Raw genomic sequence first — 20484 nt, 5'->3', positions numbered from 1 at the left:
TTGATTTTGTTATGAACAAAATCAAATACCTTAAGTAGCTAGACATAATTAATTACAAACCAAAACCCGTAAAGTTGCGCCCCTTCGGGGCGCAACTTTACGGGTTTTGGTAATTTATTTTGCACAAGCACTTAGATCGTGTTTTTGTTCCCATCAATACCAACAGATTCGGGAGATGCTTCATGCTTTTCTCAAATTCTGTCGACAACAAGGTGAGCCATTGTTCAAGAGTGCCAACTATCCAGAAATTGTCCCCATCTGGTGATGATGGCATTAAGTATTTGTCGGGGTTGAGTTTGGATATTGGTTAGTTGGTGATCTTTGATCGCTGTTCTGGTTTGTCGCCGATTAGCGATCGCACCACAACTGAGAATGTAATTAGTCCCGCAGGACGTAAAATCATCGTCATTCGGGGATAGATAATGTAGTTGATACTTCTAACTTTTTTCTAGAGCCAACTTGCACTAGTTGTTACATTCAAAATATTATGATCGCAGAGCTTTGGCATCACGATAGGATTGATACGAACGGGATAAAACTGCACTATGTTACCGAGGGTAAAGATGCGCTGTTGTTGTTGCTGTCGATCTGCGCGGTTATAACGATAGTGATAAGCCTCAATCTCAATCTGCTTATGTGATGTCAGAGTTCGTGGAAGATATTAGAGGCTAAAGGTTAGGAGATCGCACTGCAAACTGAAAGAGAAAATCCTAAGATTAATACCTTTATTGCTGTATTCACCTTGCTAGAAACCTTCTGTATCATGACTTTCTGTGGGTAACTTTACAAGCTCATCATCAATAAAAGTATAAGTGCTTGTGCAAAATAAATTACCAAAACCCGTAGATTTGCGCCCCTTCGGGGCGCAAATCTACGGGTTTTGGTTTGTAATTAATTATGCCTAGCTACTTAACTATCAGGACACTATAGCTCCTTAGTACTTTCGCCACTTTATCATTTACTTGGGATTACTTTTAGGATTGCTGTAGATCGTGCGCCAAGCCGTAACTGTGTTTGGACTGACTTCGGCAATAACAGGACTATTTAAAGCCATGCCAGTGTTGCCAGAGGCTACAGATGCCATGTCCTTGACTTCAGAGTTGAGAGTAGCTCGTACAAACACTGATTTTGGTTGAGCCGTCCGAAGTTCCTGCGAGATTTCAGGAGGTAGGGCAAATCCTTCTTTATTTTTAGTCAACTTAAAGACTTTGGAACCAACTTTCAGTTCTAAGTCTTGAGTTGGAACTTGAAATTCAGAAGTAGAAGTTTGACAAGATATTTTAGGGGATGGGGGTTCAGGAGTTGCGACACTACCGACGATACCGCTAAACATATCTAAAGCGCCCCCAATCATGCCGATTGATTCTGCACCAGGAATCATCGAAGCCATAGAAGTTAATGAGGAGAGCGAGCCGATCGCATCAAGGGGTGAGCCACCAGAGTTAACGTTGTTGGGCATGGCGATTTGTGGCATACAGGTGCTGCTAGAGACAAGCACATAGGCTTTTACCAAGGTGGGCGACCATTCCGTAACTAGTACATTTTCACTACTAAGCATTGGCGCTCCCATAACGTTATCTTCCGCATTAACTTCTGGATTAGTATTCTTAGAAGTAGAAACCACTTGGCGCTCGAATACTTTGGTTACATCTCCATCAAATGGATCGCGGATAATGACGACTTTTCCCCAAGGAATTTGCACCTTACGATTTTGTAAATCGAGGGTAGTGATTATACTGGGTGCATTTGCCATACTTGGCTTATTTGTGGCAATTTCTGCTGATTCAGTCTTTTCTAATTGGTTTTGAGATTGTACGGGTTGCGCTAAGGCAATCGTTACACTTCCTACAGAAAGGATGGTAGCTAACTTGGTTAGTTTAGTTAGCTGAGAGAACTGTGACATAGTTATTTTTACACTTACCTATATTCAAGGCGAATAAGAAGTGAAATTTTAGCACAAAATTTTAGCGATCAGCAATTTTTATCTATCCCCCGATAGGGTTATTTATTTTTCGGCTTGTGTTACAAAATGCTAATTTTTTGCTCAAAAAAGCTCCTGCGATCGCAATACCAATAAAGCCTCCGCCAATCGGTACAGGACGAGGTTGCAACCCAACAAAGCGATTGTTCACAATCTGCCCATCCTTAGAATTCACTGTCCAACCTTCTGGCAAGTTGAAGACATTACCCGACTGAGCAAATGACAGGGTATTGAAAAAGTTAGCCACACTAAAAGCATAGGTATTATTGCGTTCTACCGCTTGACCTTGCAACCCAAGACTTAAACTTACACTTTGAGATTTACTGGGATCAAAGGTAAATTGAGGCGTAGTGATCAGGTTGTAGATATTGGGATCGTAATTGGCAAGCAATCCTTCCCGAAAAACTTCGCCATTGACCCGACTAATCCTGCCCTGAGCAGTGACACCATCAAAACCACTGCCCCATTTAAACCCTAAACCAATAGATACAAAATTAGAAGGGAAAGGATTGCTAGGAGCGCCATTGCTATCAAAGCTCCCATCCATAGTGAGATTTAGGGAAGTAGTAATTGTTCGCAAAGTACTAGTCCCTGAAAACACAAGGTCATCTAGGGTGAAAGCCGCACCTGCAAAAGCTCTAGCATCAACTTGATTTGCCAAGGCATAAGCCTGATACTCGGCTTTGAGAACACCAAAACCCGCATAACTCCTTGCACTAGCGCTTCCATTTTGATTGCTAATATTCGCAGAGAAAAGAATAGGATTATCGGCAGTGTTGTTAAATGATTGCCCAAGATTTACGCCATCACGATTGAAGAGAGTCGCTTGGCTTGTCGATGTAAAGCTACTGGCTTCGACGGGTTTAATTGGAGCGATGAGGCATGGAAGATTAATAGAGACGATCGCAGCTATCGCTACGTGATAATTAGCTAATTTGGTAAGCATAGAAAGACCCTGATACGGGAAAGAATATTAGGCTGTGGCTTTAATTTCGTTAAGGAAGGCGGCGTAGGTGCTAGAACGCATAAACTGCAAATAATTTGCTGCCATCTCTTCTGTAATCAATTCGATCATCAAGTTGTTTTCTAGCCAGAATTCAATGAGTTGAAAAGGTCCGCGATCGCAAAATCTCACCAGCCAACCTTCACGAATACCGATTTCCTCAATTTTTGCGCGACTGATGGGAACAGAGATAGCAGCATGAACTGAGTGCAAGGCTGGAGCTTGTTCCATCTCTTTGACCTCACCTTCCGCCAAGCCGGCAAACCATACGGCTTTGTGCGGCATAATTTCGATCGCAGTGCCATAGGCATCATCTGCGATCGAAATGTATGTACCTTGATGAATGGGAAACTCAAAAAATTGTCCATTCATCAATTCCGCAAATACTTTGGCAACTCGAAAGGGATTCGCAACTGCAATGGATAAATGATGAATCATGGTGATTTTCTCCGATATATTAGGTATTAATTAGTAGATATTGTCTAACTCCTCACGTTTTTTAGTATTGCGGAGATCGCTAAATAAAGCTAGGGAAGATAAGGTAACTTAAGAGCTAAAAGTGGTAACTTAAGCAGTAAGTTAATGTTATTTTGCGCCAAATGCTAGAAAAGCGTAATTTGCGGAAAAGAGGTGTCGTCCTTACTCCGCATGGTCAAATTAAATTGCAGCAAGCAAGGCGAGAAAAGGAAATCGCGGAAAATTTTGCCGATCGCTATACCCTTGAAGCAATTAGCGATCGTACAGGTTTATCAATTAAAACCATTACGAAAGTATTGGAAGCAAAAGTGCCTGTTGATAAGCCTACTTTAGAAACTTTTTTTCATGGATTTGGCTTACTTTTAGAGATAGATGATTATCAATTGCCCAATCAGACTAATCAATCTAATCAGGCTCTCGAAAATTTTGATAATGATGAGTTGGTAAGGCCTGACAGTCAGGAACGCTTGTCTTTATCCAAACCCCAAAACTTTACAGAAGTTGATTTTGGTGAATCTCCTGATGTCTCCATGTTTTATGGTAGGCAGCAGGAAATTCAACAATTAATGCAATGGCTAGGTTTAGCGTCAAAGGATCATCTAGCAAAGGATCATCTGGCAAAGAGAGAATCAGTCAAACGCTTAATTGGGATTTTTGGTATGGGTGGCATAGGCAAGACCTCTTTAGTCACTAAGCTTTTACATGAAGTGATCCCACAGCAGCAAAATTCCTCCGAGCCATTTCGTTACATCATTTGGCGATCGCTACGCAATGCGCCGAGTTTCGATACGATTTTAGGAAATTGGCTCGATATTTTATCTGCTCATCAAGAAATTCAGCCTAATTTACCAAAACTATTGGCATATCTGCAAAGGGAACGTTGTCTATTAGTACTAGATAATTTTGAGACCATTTTAGATGGAGGTATTGTTGGCGCTTATCGTCAAGGCTATGAGACTTATGGAGAAATGTTACGGTTAATCGGGGAGACTCCGCACCGCAGTACTCTGATTATTACTAGTCGCGAGAAGGCTAGTGAATTTAATCTTTTAGAAGGAGAAGATCTGCCCGTATGTTCACTCACAATCAATGGTTCAGATCAGGCAAGTCTGGGTTTATTGCAGTCTAAAGGCATTAAGGGAACTCCCGAAGAGTCCAAAATTCTGGGCGATCGCTATGGCAATAGTCCCCTCGCTATAAAAATTATCGCCGCCACAATTCGCGATTTATTTGATGGAGAAATTGCCCTTTTTCTTAAAGAAGATGCCATTCTATTTAGTGGGATTCGCCGCCTCTTAGATCAGCAATTTGCAAGGCTTTCCGCCTTAGAACAAGCGATTATGTTTTGGTTGGCAATTAATCGGGAATGGACAGATATAGATACACTCTGCACCGATTTACTGCCCAAGGTTTCGCGCTCAAAAGTATTAGAGGCGATCGCAAGTTTGTATTGGCGAAATCTCATCGAAAAAAGTTTTGAGAATAATTCAGGACTTTACACCCAGCAACCCATGCTAATGGAATATGTGACCGAACGATTTACCGAACAGGCGGGCAGTGAGCTATTAGATCGGCAGGATTTGACGATTTTGCATCATTACGCCTTTCTCAAAACTACGGTCAAAGAGCATATTCGCTGTAGCCAGAGTCGCCTCATCCTTGAACCAATTGTGCGTCAACTGCAAGCGCGATTAGGTGCTGCCGAAGCGATCGCCCAGCATTTAAAATCCATTCTCCATCAAATTCGTCCGCAAAATCCTACCTCCAATCATCAACCCTTTGCCAGTTATGCCGCAGGCAATCTGCTCAATCTGCTTTGTCATCTCAAACAGGATCTCACGGGTTGTAATTTTGCAGGATTAGCCGTATGGCACGCCTACGCCCCCAACGTGCCGATGCCCCACACCAGCTTTGCCTATGCGGATCTGCAACATACCCAACTAACGGAAACTTTTGGTGCAGTCTTTGCCGTTGCCTATAGTCCCGATGGGCAATTTTTTGCTACAGGAGAATTAAGCGGTTATTTGCGCCTATGGCGGCTGGCTGATGGGCAGTTGGTATGGATGGTGCGGGGTTCTCTCAGTTGGATTCGGACTGTCGCTTTTGCCCCCGATGGACAGACCTTAGCGATCGGTACGGGTGAGCATTCTATTGCTTTTTTTGAAGTTGCCACTGGTAGAGCCTTACAAACCCTATATGGTCATACTGATCAAATCCATGCGATCGCCTTCCATCCGCATCACCCCATCCTCGCCTCCGCCTGTGGCGATCACAGTATTCGCCTCTGGAATATTCAAAAATTTGAATGCTTACATCTTCTCTCTGGACATACCGACCAAGTGCAGAATGTTTGTTGGAACTATGCAGGTGATTTGTTACTTAGCTGTAGTAGCGATCGCACGGTGCGAATTTGGCAATTAGGTTCTCAATGGCAGGAAGTACCCAAGCTAGTCCAAACTATTACCCAATCAACGCATGGAGGGCATAGCGATCAGATTTTTGGCGTAGCTTTTCATCCTGATGGTAACATTTTTGCCAGTGGCAGTGCCGACAACACAGTTAAAATATGGCAGTTGCTCACAAGTCTTTCTCCATCTCCATCCCTAACTCAATCTCAAGATCAATCTCAATCATCAAATCTCTCTATCCAACTTCTCCATACACTCAAAGGACATACCGCCCACATTCTCTTTGTGCAGTTCAGCCCCGACGGGGAAATGTTAGCGACATCTAGCAGTGATACCACGATTCGACTATGGGATACAGCCACAGGAAAGTTATGTAAAACCCTCACTTCCCATGTAAATTGGGTGCGGGCTGTGCAGTTCAGTCCCGATGGGCGCACCCTTTTATCGGGCTGTAGCGATTACACAATTCGCCTATGGGATTGGCGATCAGGCTTAGTTCTAAGAACTTGGATAGGTTATAGCAATTGGATTTGGGACGCGAAATTTAGCAAGGATGGGCAGATGATTGCCTGTGGTGGTGGGGATTGCATGGTGCGGCTATGGGATATAGCGACAGGCAAATGTGTGCGATCGCTAGAAGGTCATAGCACTTGGATTTTAGGAATTGCCTTCGATCACGATCAGGACTTGGTGGCAACGGGTAGCGGTGATAATTCGGTGCGTCTATGGCAAGCTAGCACTGGCAGACAGTTAAAGGTTATGAACGCTCACAAGAGCCAAGTTTTAGCGGTGCAGTTTAGCCCCACTGAGCCAATCCTTGCCAGTAGCAGCAGTGACTACACGATTCGGCTTTGGCAAGTTCCAGAAGGAAACCTATTACGAGTTTTGGAAGGACATCAAGACTGGATTCGTTCGATTGGATTTAGTCATGATGGAATGTGGTTAGCCAGTGCGGGACAGGATGCTACTGTAAAGTTATGGAATGTGGCTACAGGTGCTTGTATTCATACCTTTAGCGATTTTGAAACTTGGGTTTGGGGTGTGGTCTTCCATCCCCATGGCGAACAGCTAGCGATCGCCTCCGCAAATATGATCACCATTTGGAATCTGACCTCTAAGCAATGTATCAAGACTTATACAGCCCTATCAAAATGGATTCGTAGTATTGATATTAGCAACGATGGCAAATGGCTAATTGCAGGGGATCAAGATCGTCTCATTCATCTATGGAACCTCCAAACCGATCAGTTAGTTCGTACCTTGACGGGACATAGCGATCAGGTTTTATCGGTGCAAGTTAGTGCCGATAGTCGCTATATCATCAGTGGCAGTGCTGATGAAACCACAAAAATTTGGGATCTGAAGACGGGGCAATGTTTACAGACTTTTAAAGCTCCTAGGATGTATGAGGGGATGGATCTGACGGGTGTGAAGGGACTCACTCCTGAAGCGATCGCGATGCTGCAATCTCTTGGAGCCTTGAAATCATAATTTGGCATAATTTGGGATTGCTTTAGGCTTACTGACATCTTTTCCCAATTTTTACGAATGCCTCACAAATGAACTCCGATCGCATCACAATTTCAATGGAACAAAGTACATTACTCAGATTCTAAACATCCTGTTATGGCATTCAACTCAGCTATTCCTCGAACTATGCGATCGCGCAAAGCATCGTCAAGCTTGGGATTTTGTAAAGCAACCTCTTGGATGGCGGCTAACCATTGTGCGATCGGGACATTGCTAACGGCGGCGCGTAGTCCCATATTGGTGAGTATGGCAAGGTGAAAGCCTGTCATGTCTTGATCTCCATAGTTATAGAAACCATCCCATAGCTCTAGTTTTTGGGGAGTGTATTCATCGTATTGCTCGAAGGTGATTGGAGTACGATCGAGTTGGGGTTGAGGGAGAGGAGGTTGTGTCATTGTAATCAGTCCGTTTGTTAGTTTGAAATTAGTTGCTAAGTAAAAGAATTAAAGGAATATAAAAAACTATTGCAACCCTAAGCCTTTTATCTCTGAACGCCAGTCTTGGTCATAGCGGAGAGTTATCACATAAAAATTTGCTGTATCTCTTAGATTTTCGCGATCGCGCCGATCTTTTTTTCGTTGTTCGGGAGAGTCGTGAACGGAACCGTCACAGAAAACAGCAATTTTTTCATTTAAGTAAACGAAGTCAGGTTTGATATTTGCTTCTTCAATGAAGTATTGGGCTGCATCAGGTAACTTGTAATGCTGGTCGTAAATTTCCTGAAGAACTTGTCTTTCAAAATCGGAGTTTGGATCTGTTTGGGAAAGTAGGGATTGATATTGTTCTTCTCTGCTGATATCTGAAGAATGACGCTCGATTAGGCTAGTTGTTAACTTATCTAAGTAGTTATGAATTAGATGGCGATCAAACAAGGCATGATCCAATTGGTTACTATAGGACAATAGACATTCATAACAGGCTTTCACACAGTCAGGCTTGTCTTTATCTTCGGTAAAGTGGCAAATATCTAGCGCCTCTCTAGCAATACGTTGGAATGCTTTGGGGTCACTAATGATTTGAGATAGAACACCTGCACCACCTTCGGCAGCTTCCCAGAACAATAAATATTTACCATTCCCAAGACGTTCGGAAGACAACTCATTCTCTTCGAGCATATACACCGCTTGAATAGCTCTCTCTAAGGCATATTGCAAAGTAGCAAGAAATGCCTCCTGCCTTTCTTTAGGCATATTCTGGGGTTCGATCACGAGAATATTGGAGGTTTCTTGTACCTTGAGTAGAACTTGATTATGGGGTAAGTCTTCAGGGTTATTAACCTGATTTTCTTCTGCTTTAATATCACCCCATTCACCTGTTTTAGGATTTAGTTTAAAACCAATCTCTTCGCGGTTATTTTTTAATCCTCGATTGACGCGCCATAAATTGGCAGTTTCTCCATAACTAAGTTTTATCAAGCATTCCCTAGATTGATCGCTTTGAACTGAGACTTTAGCAACTTCGCGCTTATTAGCGGCATAGCGAAAATGGGAAGTCATCGTGTAGCCATATTTTAGGCGTTCTTCTTCATCACAGGTAATGCGTTGACGGCGTTTGGTTGATTCCGTATTCATTTCCAGTAAACGCTGGGTTTTGGCATTTAATCTACCTTTATCTTCAAGTTTTGCACCGCAATTTTCACAGGTTTCTCTTTCCCAGCCAGCTTGTCCTTCGTGGAAGTAACCGCAGGAATAGCAAAAAGCAGCTTGTGTATATTCATCTTGAATGCCACCAACAGATATTTTGGTTTTAGCAATTTGGAATTTACTGCCTTCGTAATAGACAATATTAGAGGGTGCAAACTCACGGATTGCAACACTACGAGGGCGAGAAATGAATCTGCCGCCATCAAAAGGAATGTAGGTGCGAATGGGGCGGCGAGGGAAGTTGTATCCAGGGAGAAAGCCTTCCGTAGCAAAGTATCGGTAAGGTGAAAACTCCTGTTCTGATAAGTTGCGATTTTGGTTACTAGTTGCCCCTATTAGTAAGTTTATTTGTCTTTTGGCTTCAATCTCTAAATTCTCAGCATTGTCTCTCTCGGCATTGCTAATTCCACCTGCGGCAAAGCGATCGCTAATCTTTCTGGATTCTTCCCTTTGCTTGACTGCGGCGGCATATAGATCTCGCCAACGTTGGCAAGCACGGTCGAAGGCGTTAGGGGCATCTTCAAGGGTACGCCGTATCCAGTCGTCATTGTACCAACTAGCACGATTAATATCGGCTTGACAGAATTGATCGGCTAGGACTTCTCGAACAGATTCAATGCATTGTTTTAGCGAATTGCCTGTACTTGTGGATTGAAATCTGGCTCGAATATCGTCATTGAGAGGATAATTTGGCGCATCCATGTTTAGTAACTGATTCATGGAATTTTGCAAATCAACACCAGTTTGTGCTAACCAAATCGCATAAACATGGGACTGCATGAGATCTTGGTTAGCAAGTTCTAGTTTGGGAGGCTCAACTACCCCTGAAACCATTTGTCCTTGACGTTGGTAGAAATATTGATCGTGTCCACTGCCAACGGAGGCATAGCTAATTACGAGAGCTTCTTGATTGCTCCGTCCTGCTCGTCCACTACGCTGAGCATAGTTAGCGGGACTAGGGGGGATATTTCGCATATGTACAACATTGAGGTCAGAGATATCAATTCCTAGCTCCATCGTTGGCGAGCAGAATAGAGCCGCAATTTTGCCATTTCTAAAGTCTTCTTCTCGCTTGGCGCGGTTTTCATTAGTAACTTGTCCTGTATGCTCCCGACCTTCGAGATTTTTAATGCCGCTTGCGTTTCTTGTGTATAGGGTTTGGAAAAATTTATTGGTGTTAGTTTGGTTAGTAGTGCTGCCTTGAAGCCGCTTGGTAGTGAGTAAGCTAACAGGAATTTGATCTAAGGTGACAGCGTGCCATTCAATTTTAGCGAGACAAAGCTGCACGGTTTTAGTATCTCCAGACAGAAATCCTGAAGCTCGTAAAGCTGTGATTAATTTTTCTAGTAATTCTTGATAGGCTAGCTCTGAGAGTGATTCAGTTAACCATGACCATGCAGCACTGCTGCTCAAGAATCGCCCGATCCGACTGCGTTTACTCAGGGCGATCGTCTCCCTTGTATTTGATTTGCTAAATGATTTGCTTTTTGCTTTGCTAGTTGAACTAGTATCATCCTTATCCTTGATGAAGATTGCCGATTTTGCTTTGTAGAGATTTTCATCTAGTTCAAATTTCCAGCGATCGCTAATCGATTGAGTAACTTCTTTGTATAGGCGTTCTACTCGTTCTGCATCTAATAGCTCGGCATCGATCGCTAGTTCGCGCCGCAATAAATCGAGAAGTTCCTTAATCGCAATAAAGCGCTCTTGAGGTGATGCTTTACTGAGGATAGGATGATCAATAGTTTGCCATAGTCCTTCATCATTACAATTTTCTCTTAATCCTTGATATTGAATTTCTAGTAAGCCACATTGTTCTAAGTTCGGTTGTAATAATCGCCAGCCGCGTCGTAGGTCTTCGTAAAGTCGATATTCCAATAGGTTCCGAAAAACTCGCTCATTTCTTTTACTGGTATCAAAGGGGGCTGGTTCTTTAGCATATTCCTCTTCGGGCAAATTCATTTCCTTGAATACAGCTTGAGCCAGAGCCTCATGAGTAAGTAGTTTGGCTTTAGCCAAAGCCGCACATAGAGACGATCGCAGAAATGTAGTTTGCACAAAATCATTGAAATGTCCTGCTTGCAATGAAGCATCTTGACGATTATCGGTAAAGCTCAGAACTTTAGCAGCGTGATTATTTTCACCTAGACTTGCTTTAAGTTCTTCAACAGTGGAAAGACAGAGCAAAGTGGTGGCACTGCTGCGCCCTTCACTGCTGAGTCGAGAGAGCTTGGTAAATTCGGCTTTGCGTCCATCATGCAGAATTTCACAGTTGAGACAAAAGCGAAAAGGCTTTTTGACAAACCAACAGGGAATACCTGCGGTTAATTTATCGGTAATCGTTCCATTGGATAGAATCCGCAGCTTTTGCGGAATGCGATCAATATATTTTTGTTGGGGTTCCCGTCCACCTCTTTTGGTAACTTTAAACCAACTATCAGGTAAGCGATCGCAATCTTCCTCTCTCCATAAATCAGGCTCATCAAGGGTGATATAGCCTTCTTGAATTTCGGTGTTATCGGGGTCAAAGTCGATCGCATTGGGGAGTAGCGGCGTAATTTTATGATTTTCGCGATCGCAACGCACCATGTAGTAATCATGTCCGCATTCGCGACAAAAGACGATGGGGAACAGCAAGCGATCTCCTGTGGTGCTGTATTGTCCGTCAAGGGTAAGGTATCGCTGATCTTTTGGCTCAAGGGTGGCATAGACACTGCCACCTTGGGAGATAAACTGATGCAGTCGAAAAGTTAACCCTTTTGTACGGCTGCCCCATAGCAATACATCGGTAAGTTTTTGTTCGCATTCAGAGATCGGATGTCCTGTCAGTTCAGCGAGTTGCTTTGCACCAGTAGAGATGGCTATCGGGGTACGACGTATGAAATGTCCACTGTCATTTTTCAGTCCAAAGTTCATCTCAATCCAAGCGGGGAGAGGATGTTGGCGAAAGAGGGTTAGATCGATTTGCGGATCTGATGGTTCGGGGAAGGGATTGGCGATCGCCGCTTTTAATTCTTCAAGGTCAGGTTCGGGGCGATCAATGGAACGTTTGAGGGTTTCATCGATCACATGATTGGGTTTGACTTCCGAACCGAAAAGTTTACTGGCGACATCTGAGATCGTCTTGCGGATATCATGGCGATCGCCTTGGGTGGACATGGTGGCGCTTGTGCCGATGTAGATCAGCTTTTGACCGCACCGTTGCTTCAGTTTTCGGATTAGCATTGCTACATCTGCGCCTTGACGACCGCGATAGGTATGCAATTCATCAAGGACAAGAAATCTTAAATTTGGGGATTTGACAAACTTTGCTTCATGGGTACGCGAAAGCATCAGTTCGAGCATTACATAGTTTGTGAGCAGGATTTGCGGCGGATCGTTTTGGATGGCGATCTTTTGAGCTTGGCTTTCCTGACCTGTATATTTTTCAACGCGAATATGGGTATCTGGGACATTTTTGAGAAACTTCTTTAACTCTTCTTCTTGGGAATTAATTAAGGCATTCATGGGATATACCAAAATTGCCCTAACGCCTGTTTGATCAGGATTACGGATTAGGTCGTCAAAAATTGGCACGATGTACGTTAAACTTTTGCCCGATCCTGTGCCTGTGGTGACAACGTAGTTTTCTTGACGATGGGCGATCGCAAAGGCTTGTTCTTGGTGATAGCGAAATTGGAAAGGATGTTTCTGTTTCTCTGAGTCTTCAAAACAAAAATATTTAGCGCAATCAGAATGCAGAATCCCCGATGCAATTAGCTGATCGGTGCTGCGTCCATTTTTGTAAGCAGGGGTAAGTTGGAGTAAGGGTGGTGTCCAGAGATGCCCGTTATCTAATTGTTGTTCGACAAATTCCTTGAGTCGCGGATCGGCAATTTTGAGAAAGCTTTCGATGTAGCTGCGATATTCATTGATGATGCGATCGCGTTGAGCAAAGATATTAAGTGCGTTAGGTTTCATTTTCGATTCTGCATTTACTGATGTTTATTTTTGAAATAGATTTTCAAATGGTTCTGTATTTTTCCAGCGATAGGTGTTGAAGTCTCGATAATCGACGGACAAAATACGACCATGCCCTAGCTCTTCGGCGAGGATAACTAGGGAAGCATCAGCTAAGTCCATTGGTAAGTTTCGATATTTTTCCATAAGCTGTTCGATACGAGGGCAATGGGTTGGATCGAGATCAAATATTTTTACCATTCCTGCTGCAATTTTGCGGATAAAGAGTTTTGGTGCATCTATCCCCACTCTTTTTTGCATGAGGTAACAGGTTTCTGTAACTACACACCAAGTTGTAATAAATTCTTCGTTCTCTAGTTTTTGAAATAGTTGAGTAGCAGATTGATGAGCAGCATCTTTCCGATTTGCCAGAGCTAACCAAAAGCCAGTATCAACGATTAGCATACTTTTGTTCGAGTTCATTACTCAGGTAGGTTTTGTAGTTTTTGGATAGATCTGGCTCTGCTTCCATGCAACCGATAAAGTCTGACCAGTCTTGTTTTGGGGTTGCTAGATTGCTTTGCTGATTTGGTTTGGGGTGGTTTTTCAGTAAATCGATTAAGTTAAAGATAATTTGCTGTGCTTCAGGGGTAAGTTCAGCGATGTCTTGTTGAATCGTGTTTAGGTTGGGCATGGTATGTATTCTCCTGTTTAACTAACGGCAAAATCGGTGTATTTGCGGAGGTTGGGCGGATCGAAGGCGAGGACAATATCTGCTTTGGGAATGCCGAGATCTACTAATTTATTGGCTATGCCAATTTCTGTGCCGTCTTGCTGAATCCAAATTTTGTGGTCAATGATGTCAAGGTGGAGAACAACGCCATAGACTCGTTTGGAGTTGCGCCAACCCACATAGACGAGTTGATAATGGTCGTGTTCGGTGTCAAAGATTGTTTCTGCGCGAATACGAGTATCCCAAACTAGGCTGGCATGTTCTTTGAGGAGGTTTTGGATATGTTGACGGTATTGGGTGAGGGTATCCATTTGACTATGTTCTCCTGTTCAATGTCGTAGGTAATTAGGTAAATGGTGTTCTGTTGAAGTAGTTCTTGGACGAGGGAAGTGGCGAAAAATTTGTCATAGAGGTTTTCGGGGACGGCTAGATAGAGGATACGATCGCTTTCTAGTTTTTGTAGGGCAAGTCTATAGGTTATAAATTGTCCTAATGCTCCATAAAATTCAGAAATTTTAGAAGATCCGAGAAAGCTTTTGATTTCTACAGCAATTTTAGTTTCTCCTAGTTCTGCTGCAAGAATTTTTTCGGCTCCAAGGTCAATTGCTAGGTCAAAGCTGTCTGTTTGCAGTCCATAGGGATCATGGGTTATTTGCCAATTTTCTTTTTCAAGGGCGTGTCTGACAACTTGGTGAAATAGATCGCGGGCTGACATGATTTTCCTCCTAATATCCAAGTTTATCCCATGCTTCTAAAACGAGGCGCTGGGTGCGGTATTCTCCATATTTCTTCATTTCGTTGTTTTTTAGGACTCGAAATGTCTCGCTGGGGAAGTCTGCGCCGTAGATGTCGGCGGGGTCGAGGATGTAGCGCAGTTCGTCACGGGTTAAGCCGTAGAGTTTGGCGTAGTAGGCATCGAGTTCGGCGCGGATTTGGGCGCGGCGGGTTTCGTGCCAGATGAAGGGGGGAAGGGGGATGCCAAGACCCTCACCCCCTGCCCCTCTCCCAGAGGGCGAGGGGTGTAAGAAGTCTTCTTGCTCCCCCTCGCCCCTTGGGAGAGGGGGCTGGGGGGTGAGGGCATCTTGCTCAAAGGCGGCGCGGTTGGCTTGCCATTGTTCTAGGATTAGCTGGCGGAGGTGGGTTTGGTCGGTGGGGTCTGGTGGGGTGGTGAGTTCGAGTTGTTGTTTGCCTGTGATTTCGATCGCTAGATCAAATTTGAGTTGTTGTTTGTCGCTGGCTTGGGTGAGGATGGATGCGCCCTCACCCCCTGCCCCTCTCCCTGAGGGAGAGGGGTGTAAGAAGTTTTCTTTCTCCCCCTCTCCCAAGGGGAGAGGGGGCTGGGGGGTGAGGGGATTCCAAAGGTCGTCGGCGAAGGGTTTGATGTCCCATGCGGTGTAGGTGAGTTCGAGGACGCGGGGGGTGATGTAGTTGATGTCGTTTTGGCTGTAGCGATCGGGGGGTAGGACGGGGAGTTGTTTGAGAATGAAAAGACTAAAGTTATTTCCTCCTAGCTTCTGGCGGGCAATAAAATCGAATAGTAAACTACTAAAATTAGCTAGTAAACAAGAAATTAAAGTTACATTGCTTTGCTCTAAAATTATTAATGGCGCACTATGACCTACACCAACTTTAGGTAACAAACTAAAAATTGTTGTGCGTTCATTTACTGAAGATGTGATACCTCTAAAAACCACCAACCAATCTTTCTTCCAATTACAGTTAGACAGTCGATTTTTTACTTCATTATTACTAATCCAATAACGAGGATTAACTTTAAAACTAGGATCTTGTAAGTTTTCAATGTTAGGAGTAGGAATAATTTTAAAATCTACTTGATCACTATTTAGCATCTCATCAGTATAAAATCCGTAGCGATGATCATAAACGAAAAACATTTTCCCTTCATACAAAGGTAATAAATCATCGCTTGGTCTATTAAAAAACAAATGACTATCAGTATTCATCATAAACATTAACATAGATGAAATTCCCCAAGGGTTAATTTCTGTTTTTTCATTTTCTAAAATAGGAATATTCTGATATATTTTTTTAGTTAATTCTGCATCTGGATTACTACGAAAAACGGGACAAGTAAACGTATTAGGGTTAATAGACCTGTCGGGAAACGAAAGCAAGCTATAAAGGCAACTTCGTATTTATTTCTGTACTTCCATCTATATGTAAATAGAAAAGCTAAAAGTTCAATAAATTGAACCATAAGCGAGGTTTGATATCAGGTATTATCATGCCAAGAGACACATAAAAAAGATGATAAATATTGAAAATATACTCAAACAAGATAGGCAAATACGAGCAACTACAGGATTGAACCAGCAAGCATTCGATGAGTTGTTGCCAAGTTTTGCAGAAGCATATCAGGAAACCCTAGCCAAGAAAAGGCGATGGCGAGCAGCAGGAGGGGGTAGGAAAGCAACACTGAAAACTAGTGCCGACAAATTGTTTTTTATCTTGTTGTACTGCAAATGCTATCCCACATTTGACTTAATGAGTGTTTTATTTGGTTTTGACCGCTCCTGCGCTCACGATTGGGTACATCGACTGATGCCAATCTTGGAAACAGCACTGGGCAAGAGACAAGCATTACCCGAAAGAAAGATTGATAGCATCGAAGAATTTCTAGCAAAGTTTGGCGAAGTCGAAGCAGTAATCATTGACGGTACAGAACGACCAGTGCAACGTCCAAAAGATGCAGCACGACAAAAAGAGCATTACTCAGGAAAAAAAACGGCACACAAGGAAACACACCACAGGTAGCACCCGTAAAAAGCGGATTATTTTACTGAGCAAAGCCAAAGCAGGAAAAGTCCACGATAAGAAGCAACTGGACGAAGAGGACTGGGTAAGCAACATTCCTGATGCCGTAGCGATTGAGGGGGATTTGGGCTATCAAGGATTACAGAACGAGTTTGTAAATGTACATCTGCCGCACAAAAAGCCAAAAGGTCAAGAGTTGACTGAAGCTCAGAAACAGGAAAATCGAGAATTTAGCCGTCAACGAGTCAAATGTGAACATGCCCATGCGGGGATGAAACGATATAATTCTGTAACAGCAACCTATCGTAATCGTATACCTGATTTTGATGACCGTCTCATGTTGATTGCGGCTGGTTTATGGAACTTCTACTTAGATACTGCTTGAAAATAGATAGAAAGAGTAAAATAGAAACTGTGCCTTGCTTTTGTTTCCCAACAACTCTAATCAAGCCAATATCTTTTTTTGACAAAGTAAAATATCTTTTCGCTTCATTCAAATCAGAAATATGATGACAGTGATAAGTAAAAACTGATTCAATCTTTTTTATTTTTTTACCTACTAAAGTTAACAAACAAAAAGCAAATCTATCACCAACATTAGGAAAAATAAAAGCCCAATTAGTAAAGCCGAATAGACTAACTAAAGATTCCTGCTTAATTACATCACCAAAGAACTCTTTTGTTGTGTCGTTTGTAGCAATTCCACTTGGAACAATTATACCAACCCTACCCATATCAGAGATTATTTTTCTAGTTGTTTCTGCAAACACAGCATAAGTATTAATTCTTCCTACCGCAGTTAGAGGAAAACGTCCTGACTCTCGAATAAATTTACTTTGAGCATCAGAATCATGTTGTGCATCTTTAAGTTCTTGGAGTAAATGAGAATTTGTTTGTTGCAATAGTTTTATTAACTTGTCTCTCTCAGCTTTGTTTTTTGCATTGTTAATTTCTACATTTCTTGAAATAAAGAACTCTCTTGGGTCAAGTTGTATCATCTCCCAAGGAGGATTACCGAGAATGCAATCAAAACCATCATTCTCAAACACATCAGGAAACTCTAAAGCCCAATGAAAAAAGCCCTTCTCAGAGGCTAACTGGTTCGCAGCATCAACGATTTCCCTTACTCCTATCGCTGGAAGACCCTCACCCCCAGCCCCTCTCCCAATGGGGGAGAGGGGAGCAAGATCTTCACTCAACAACCGCACCAACGCCGCCGTAGTTGGCAATAACTGCAAATTTTGCTCAGTCAAAGGCATAAAAAACGCTGCCGTCCACAAATTACAAGCCGAACGACTGCGCCACCACTTGCGATCGCGTTGATTAGCCTCATAGCGCTCCTTCTTTTGCTTCACAAACTCAGGCGTATTTTCAGGAATCAGATCTAACTCTTGCCATGCCGATGCGATCGCCGCCAAATCGTTATCTAACTGACCAGCGGTCGAGAGTTGCCCCGTGAGATCCTTGAGCCTTTCCTGCTTATTCGCCTTCTTCTTGATACTAGACAGCACCTTGTCATCCCCCGTCACCGCCTTAAACGCCTCATCAGGAATCCCTTCCTTTAAAACATCCAGATTTAAAACACCCACCAACGAGTTACCGCACTTAATGCGATGGTCAAGGAAATTAAGCGGCATTCCCTTCGCAAAACCCTCAATCCAAAGAGCCACTTTGCAAAGGTCAACGGCTAGGGGATTGATATCCACACCATAAATGCAATGCTGAATCACATCACGGGTCGCCTCACGCAAAGGTTCGGGACTAGGCGCAGCCTCACCCGTCCGCACTTTAGCCAATTCCTTCCCAATCCGCCGTGCTGCTGCCAATAGGAAATGTCCAGACCCACAAGCAGGATCGCAAACTTTGATGGAGAGAAGTGCGGATTCTTGAAGTTGCTGAAGACCCTCACCCCCAGCCCCTCTCCCTGAGGGCGAGGGGGGCAAGAAAGATTGTTTGATAATTTCTAAGGTCTTAGAGAAAGACGTTTCTACTTGTTGACTACTGACACGCACAAAGTGTAACCCAAGAGATTCAAGGAGTCCTTGCCTTTGACGGTCTAGCTCTTGCTGAGATTCATGGATTAGTCCATCAACTTCTACAATTAGATTTTCTTCTCTACAGAAAAAATCAACTATAAATGTGCCAATAGGATGCTGACGACGAAACTTACGATTTTCTAGCTTACGGTTACGAATTGCCTCCCATAAAATTGCTTCACTTTGAGTTGGCTCTTTACGAAATTGTCGCGCCACTTCCTGCATCTTCTTCCGCAAATCATCAGAAATTTCCCAAGAACCCCTCACCCCTACCCCTCTCCCTGAGGGCGAGGGGTTCTGAAATTCGTCTTGCTCCCCCTCGCCCCTAGGGAGAGGGGGCTGGGGGGTGAGGGAATTCTTCGCCTCATTCATCCTTTCTGCAATCACAGGCTCCAAGGCACTCTTCACCAACTGCGCCACAAGCTCCGATGGCGTGTAATAAGCTCCTGTCGTTTTGCGATCGCTACCCGCCACTAACAAAAACTCATACTTACCCTGAGATAAACTCACCTGTGGATGAAAATCTAACAGGCTTTCGTAAACACTACCCAACTCCTCCACATCCAGCGCCGCATAATTAACCCGCCGCAGTTGCGCCTTATCGGTCGGTGCATAGAGCGATAGATTGCGAATGACGACCATGAGATCGTAATTATCTAAGGCACTCACATTTAGCTCTGGCAAAGTCATTGAGCCGAACAAATCACCATTTAGCGGTGATAGCCCCAACAACTCACCGCGCCAATTTTCATCAAAAAGGCAAAAAGTCACCCGCAAACCTTGCCATAGGTCTTGAAATCCCTCGCGGCGAGGAACGATCGCTCTTTCTGCGAGGGCACGTAAACGCTCAATGCTGTAATACTTCTCATAAATCCTTACCTTTTCAGGATCTTCTTCAGTCAGTAACAAATTGCGCGACTCCGCCACCATCAAGAATAAAAGGCGATAGATCAACAACAGAATTTGTCGATAAAAATCGCGATCGCTAATTTCCTTAGCCGCAAACTTATCCCTCAGTGCTTGATTTTTTGGATGCTGTAAGAAACCATTGCCTAGTTTGGCGATCGCTCTTTCGACACCATCTCTTAGGCGATCGCGTACCCTGCCGCCCTGTTGCAAAGTTTCTTGATGATAAAACTCCAAAAGGCACTCATGGGCATCGTCCATTCCCTGCGGTAAACGCGATCGGTGAAACAACCGATAAAACAACCCAAATTCAGCAAAGTTTTCCCCTTCGAGAATTTGCTCTAAATCAAACTCAATATAAGTAAGCCTCGTCATCAAAGAAGAGTCGCGCAACAACCGCCACTGCAAACCATTGGTAGTAATCCCCCATAGATGCTCAGTCCGATTGAGATATTCCTGCATCAGCCCATGAGCCGACAGCCTCGGATTTCCACTCGGCGGCTTCTGGTCAAGTCTTATCCTGCATCCAGTGATGTGAATCGGAGATGTTTCCGTAGTAATTGCTTTAGCAATCCCCCTATCCCCAACTCCCGCCCGATGGGAAATTGCAAAAGTCTGTCCATCGATAACTTCCGCCTCACCTCTAAAAGTGGGCAAATAACCCAAGTTATAAAGTAAAGGCACAACCCAAGCCTTGCGCGTTTCCGTAGTCCCTGACTCCGAGAAACTCGATTCTTCACGGGATTTTTTAAATCCTGCCCAAAACTTTTTCGCCTCACCCCACACCGTCGCAATCTCATCCGCCAGCTTATCCGCTTTCGCCAAGCCAAAGTCTTCAGGCATTTGTCCCTTGACATTGCCCGCAACCAGATCGGAAAGAAAGTCTCCCGCAATCAAGTTACCTTCGATATGCAAACCTGTAGTGTTTTTAACGATTTGAGTAGTGGTCATAATGCTTGATAAACAATTAACTTTAAAGAGATGATTACCCGTAGTAAGGCTTTAGCCTTTGAGTTTGAAGATAGGAAAGGCTAAAGCCTTGACTACGAGAAG

The 20484-nt window shown here is 43.5% G+C and carries 14 protein-coding genes and 1 pseudogene; 4 read left to right on the top strand and 11 right to left on the bottom strand.

The genetic code is table 11. The features are described from left to right. Positions 1–487: 487 nt before the first annotated feature. Positions 488–669, top strand: a pseudogene (locus H6F42_RS22405) (alpha/beta hydrolase); the annotation flags it as partial. A gap of 289 nt (positions 670–958) precedes the next feature. Here the strand turns inward: H6F42_RS22405 and H6F42_RS20815 are convergent. From H6F42_RS20815 to H6F42_RS20805, 3 genes are all read right to left on the bottom strand, one after another. Further along, entirely contained in the window at positions 959–1903 is a 945-nt protein-coding gene (locus H6F42_RS20815; RefSeq protein WP_190401301.1) for a hypothetical protein, read from the bottom strand. An 82-nt stretch (positions 1904–1985) separates the two neighbouring features. Then, positions 1986–2927 (bottom strand): hypothetical protein, encoded by a 942-nt coding sequence (locus H6F42_RS20810; protein WP_190401300.1) that lies wholly within the window; start codon positions 2925–2927, stop codon positions 1986–1988. Between the two features lie 27 nt (positions 2928–2954). After that, positions 2955–3422 carry a hypothetical protein gene (locus H6F42_RS20805; RefSeq protein ID WP_190401299.1) on the bottom strand — a complete coding sequence of 156 codons (468 nt, stop codon included), beginning with the start codon at positions 3420–3422 and terminating at the stop codon, positions 2955–2957. A 161-nt stretch (positions 3423–3583) separates the two neighbouring features. Between H6F42_RS20805 and H6F42_RS20800 the strand changes: the two genes are divergently transcribed. After that, a complete protein-coding gene (locus H6F42_RS20800) occupies positions 3584–7360 on the top strand; it encodes a WD40 repeat domain-containing protein (RefSeq protein WP_190401298.1) in 3777 nt (1258 codons plus the stop codon). Between the two features lie 110 nt (positions 7361–7470). Here H6F42_RS20800 and H6F42_RS20795 read toward each other — a convergent pair whose 3' ends face one another. From H6F42_RS20795 to H6F42_RS21705, 7 genes are all read right to left on the bottom strand, one after another. Continuing rightward, positions 7471–7794, bottom strand: coding sequence for a hypothetical protein (locus H6F42_RS20795; protein ID WP_190401297.1), 324 nt, complete (start codon positions 7792–7794; stop codon positions 7471–7473). Positions 7795–7860: 66 nt separating this feature from the next. Continuing rightward, on the bottom strand, positions 7861–13002 hold the full coding sequence (locus tag H6F42_RS20790; protein WP_190401296.1) for a DEAD/DEAH box helicase: 5142 nt from the start codon (positions 13000–13002) through the stop codon (positions 7861–7863). Positions 13003–13026: 24 nt separating this feature from the next. Continuing rightward, the gene (locus tag H6F42_RS20785; protein ID WP_190401295.1) at positions 13027–13446 is read right to left on the bottom strand and encodes a PIN domain-containing protein; all 420 of its coding nucleotides are present in this window, start codon (positions 13444–13446) and stop codon (positions 13027–13029) included. Beyond that, complete coding sequence (locus H6F42_RS20780) at positions 13433–13675, bottom strand: hypothetical protein (RefSeq protein ID WP_190401294.1); 243 nt, start codon at positions 13673–13675, stop codon at positions 13433–13435. The genes H6F42_RS20785 and H6F42_RS20780 overlap by 14 nt, the downstream gene beginning before the upstream one ends. Positions 13676–13692: 17 nt before the next feature. Beyond that, positions 13693–14025 carry a XisI protein gene (locus tag H6F42_RS20775; protein ID WP_143190456.1) on the bottom strand — a complete coding sequence of 111 codons (333 nt, stop codon included), beginning with the start codon at positions 14023–14025 and terminating at the stop codon, positions 13693–13695. Next, the gene (locus tag H6F42_RS20770) at positions 13962–14429 is read right to left on the bottom strand and encodes a XisH family protein (RefSeq protein ID WP_190401293.1); all 468 of its coding nucleotides are present in this window, start codon (positions 14427–14429) and stop codon (positions 13962–13964) included. The genes H6F42_RS20775 and H6F42_RS20770 overlap by 64 nt, the downstream gene beginning before the upstream one ends. Positions 14430–14439: 10 nt before the next feature. Further along, positions 14440–15693: a hypothetical protein gene (locus tag H6F42_RS21705; protein WP_199289226.1), complete on the bottom strand. Its 1254-nt coding sequence runs from the start codon at positions 15691–15693 to the stop codon at positions 14440–14442. A gap of 346 nt (positions 15694–16039) precedes the next feature. On the opposite strand from H6F42_RS21705, the gene H6F42_RS22020 reads away from it, so the two are divergent. Continuing rightward, on the top strand, positions 16040–16489 hold the full coding sequence (locus H6F42_RS22020) for a transposase (RefSeq protein ID WP_242018551.1): 450 nt from the start codon (positions 16040–16042) through the stop codon (positions 16487–16489). Beyond that, a complete protein-coding gene (locus H6F42_RS22015) occupies positions 16422–16874 on the top strand; it encodes a transposase family protein (protein ID WP_242018550.1) in 453 nt (150 codons plus the stop codon). The genes H6F42_RS22020 and H6F42_RS22015 overlap by 68 nt, the downstream gene beginning before the upstream one ends. Here the strand turns inward: H6F42_RS22015 and H6F42_RS21700 are convergent. Then, positions 16825–20382, bottom strand: a complete 3558-nt coding sequence (locus tag H6F42_RS21700; RefSeq protein ID WP_199289224.1) for a DUF559 domain-containing protein — start codon at positions 20380–20382, stop codon at positions 16825–16827. The genes H6F42_RS22015 and H6F42_RS21700 overlap by 50 nt on opposite strands. Positions 20383–20484: the final 102 nt, after the last annotated feature.

Source organism: Pseudanabaena sp. FACHB-1998, assembly GCF_014696355.1.
Classification (GTDB): Bacteria; Cyanobacteriota; Cyanobacteriia; order Pseudanabaenales; family Pseudanabaenaceae; genus Pseudanabaena.
The sequence above is the reverse complement of the archived record's forward strand: the minus strand, read 5'-3'. Positions and strand labels throughout refer to the sequence as shown.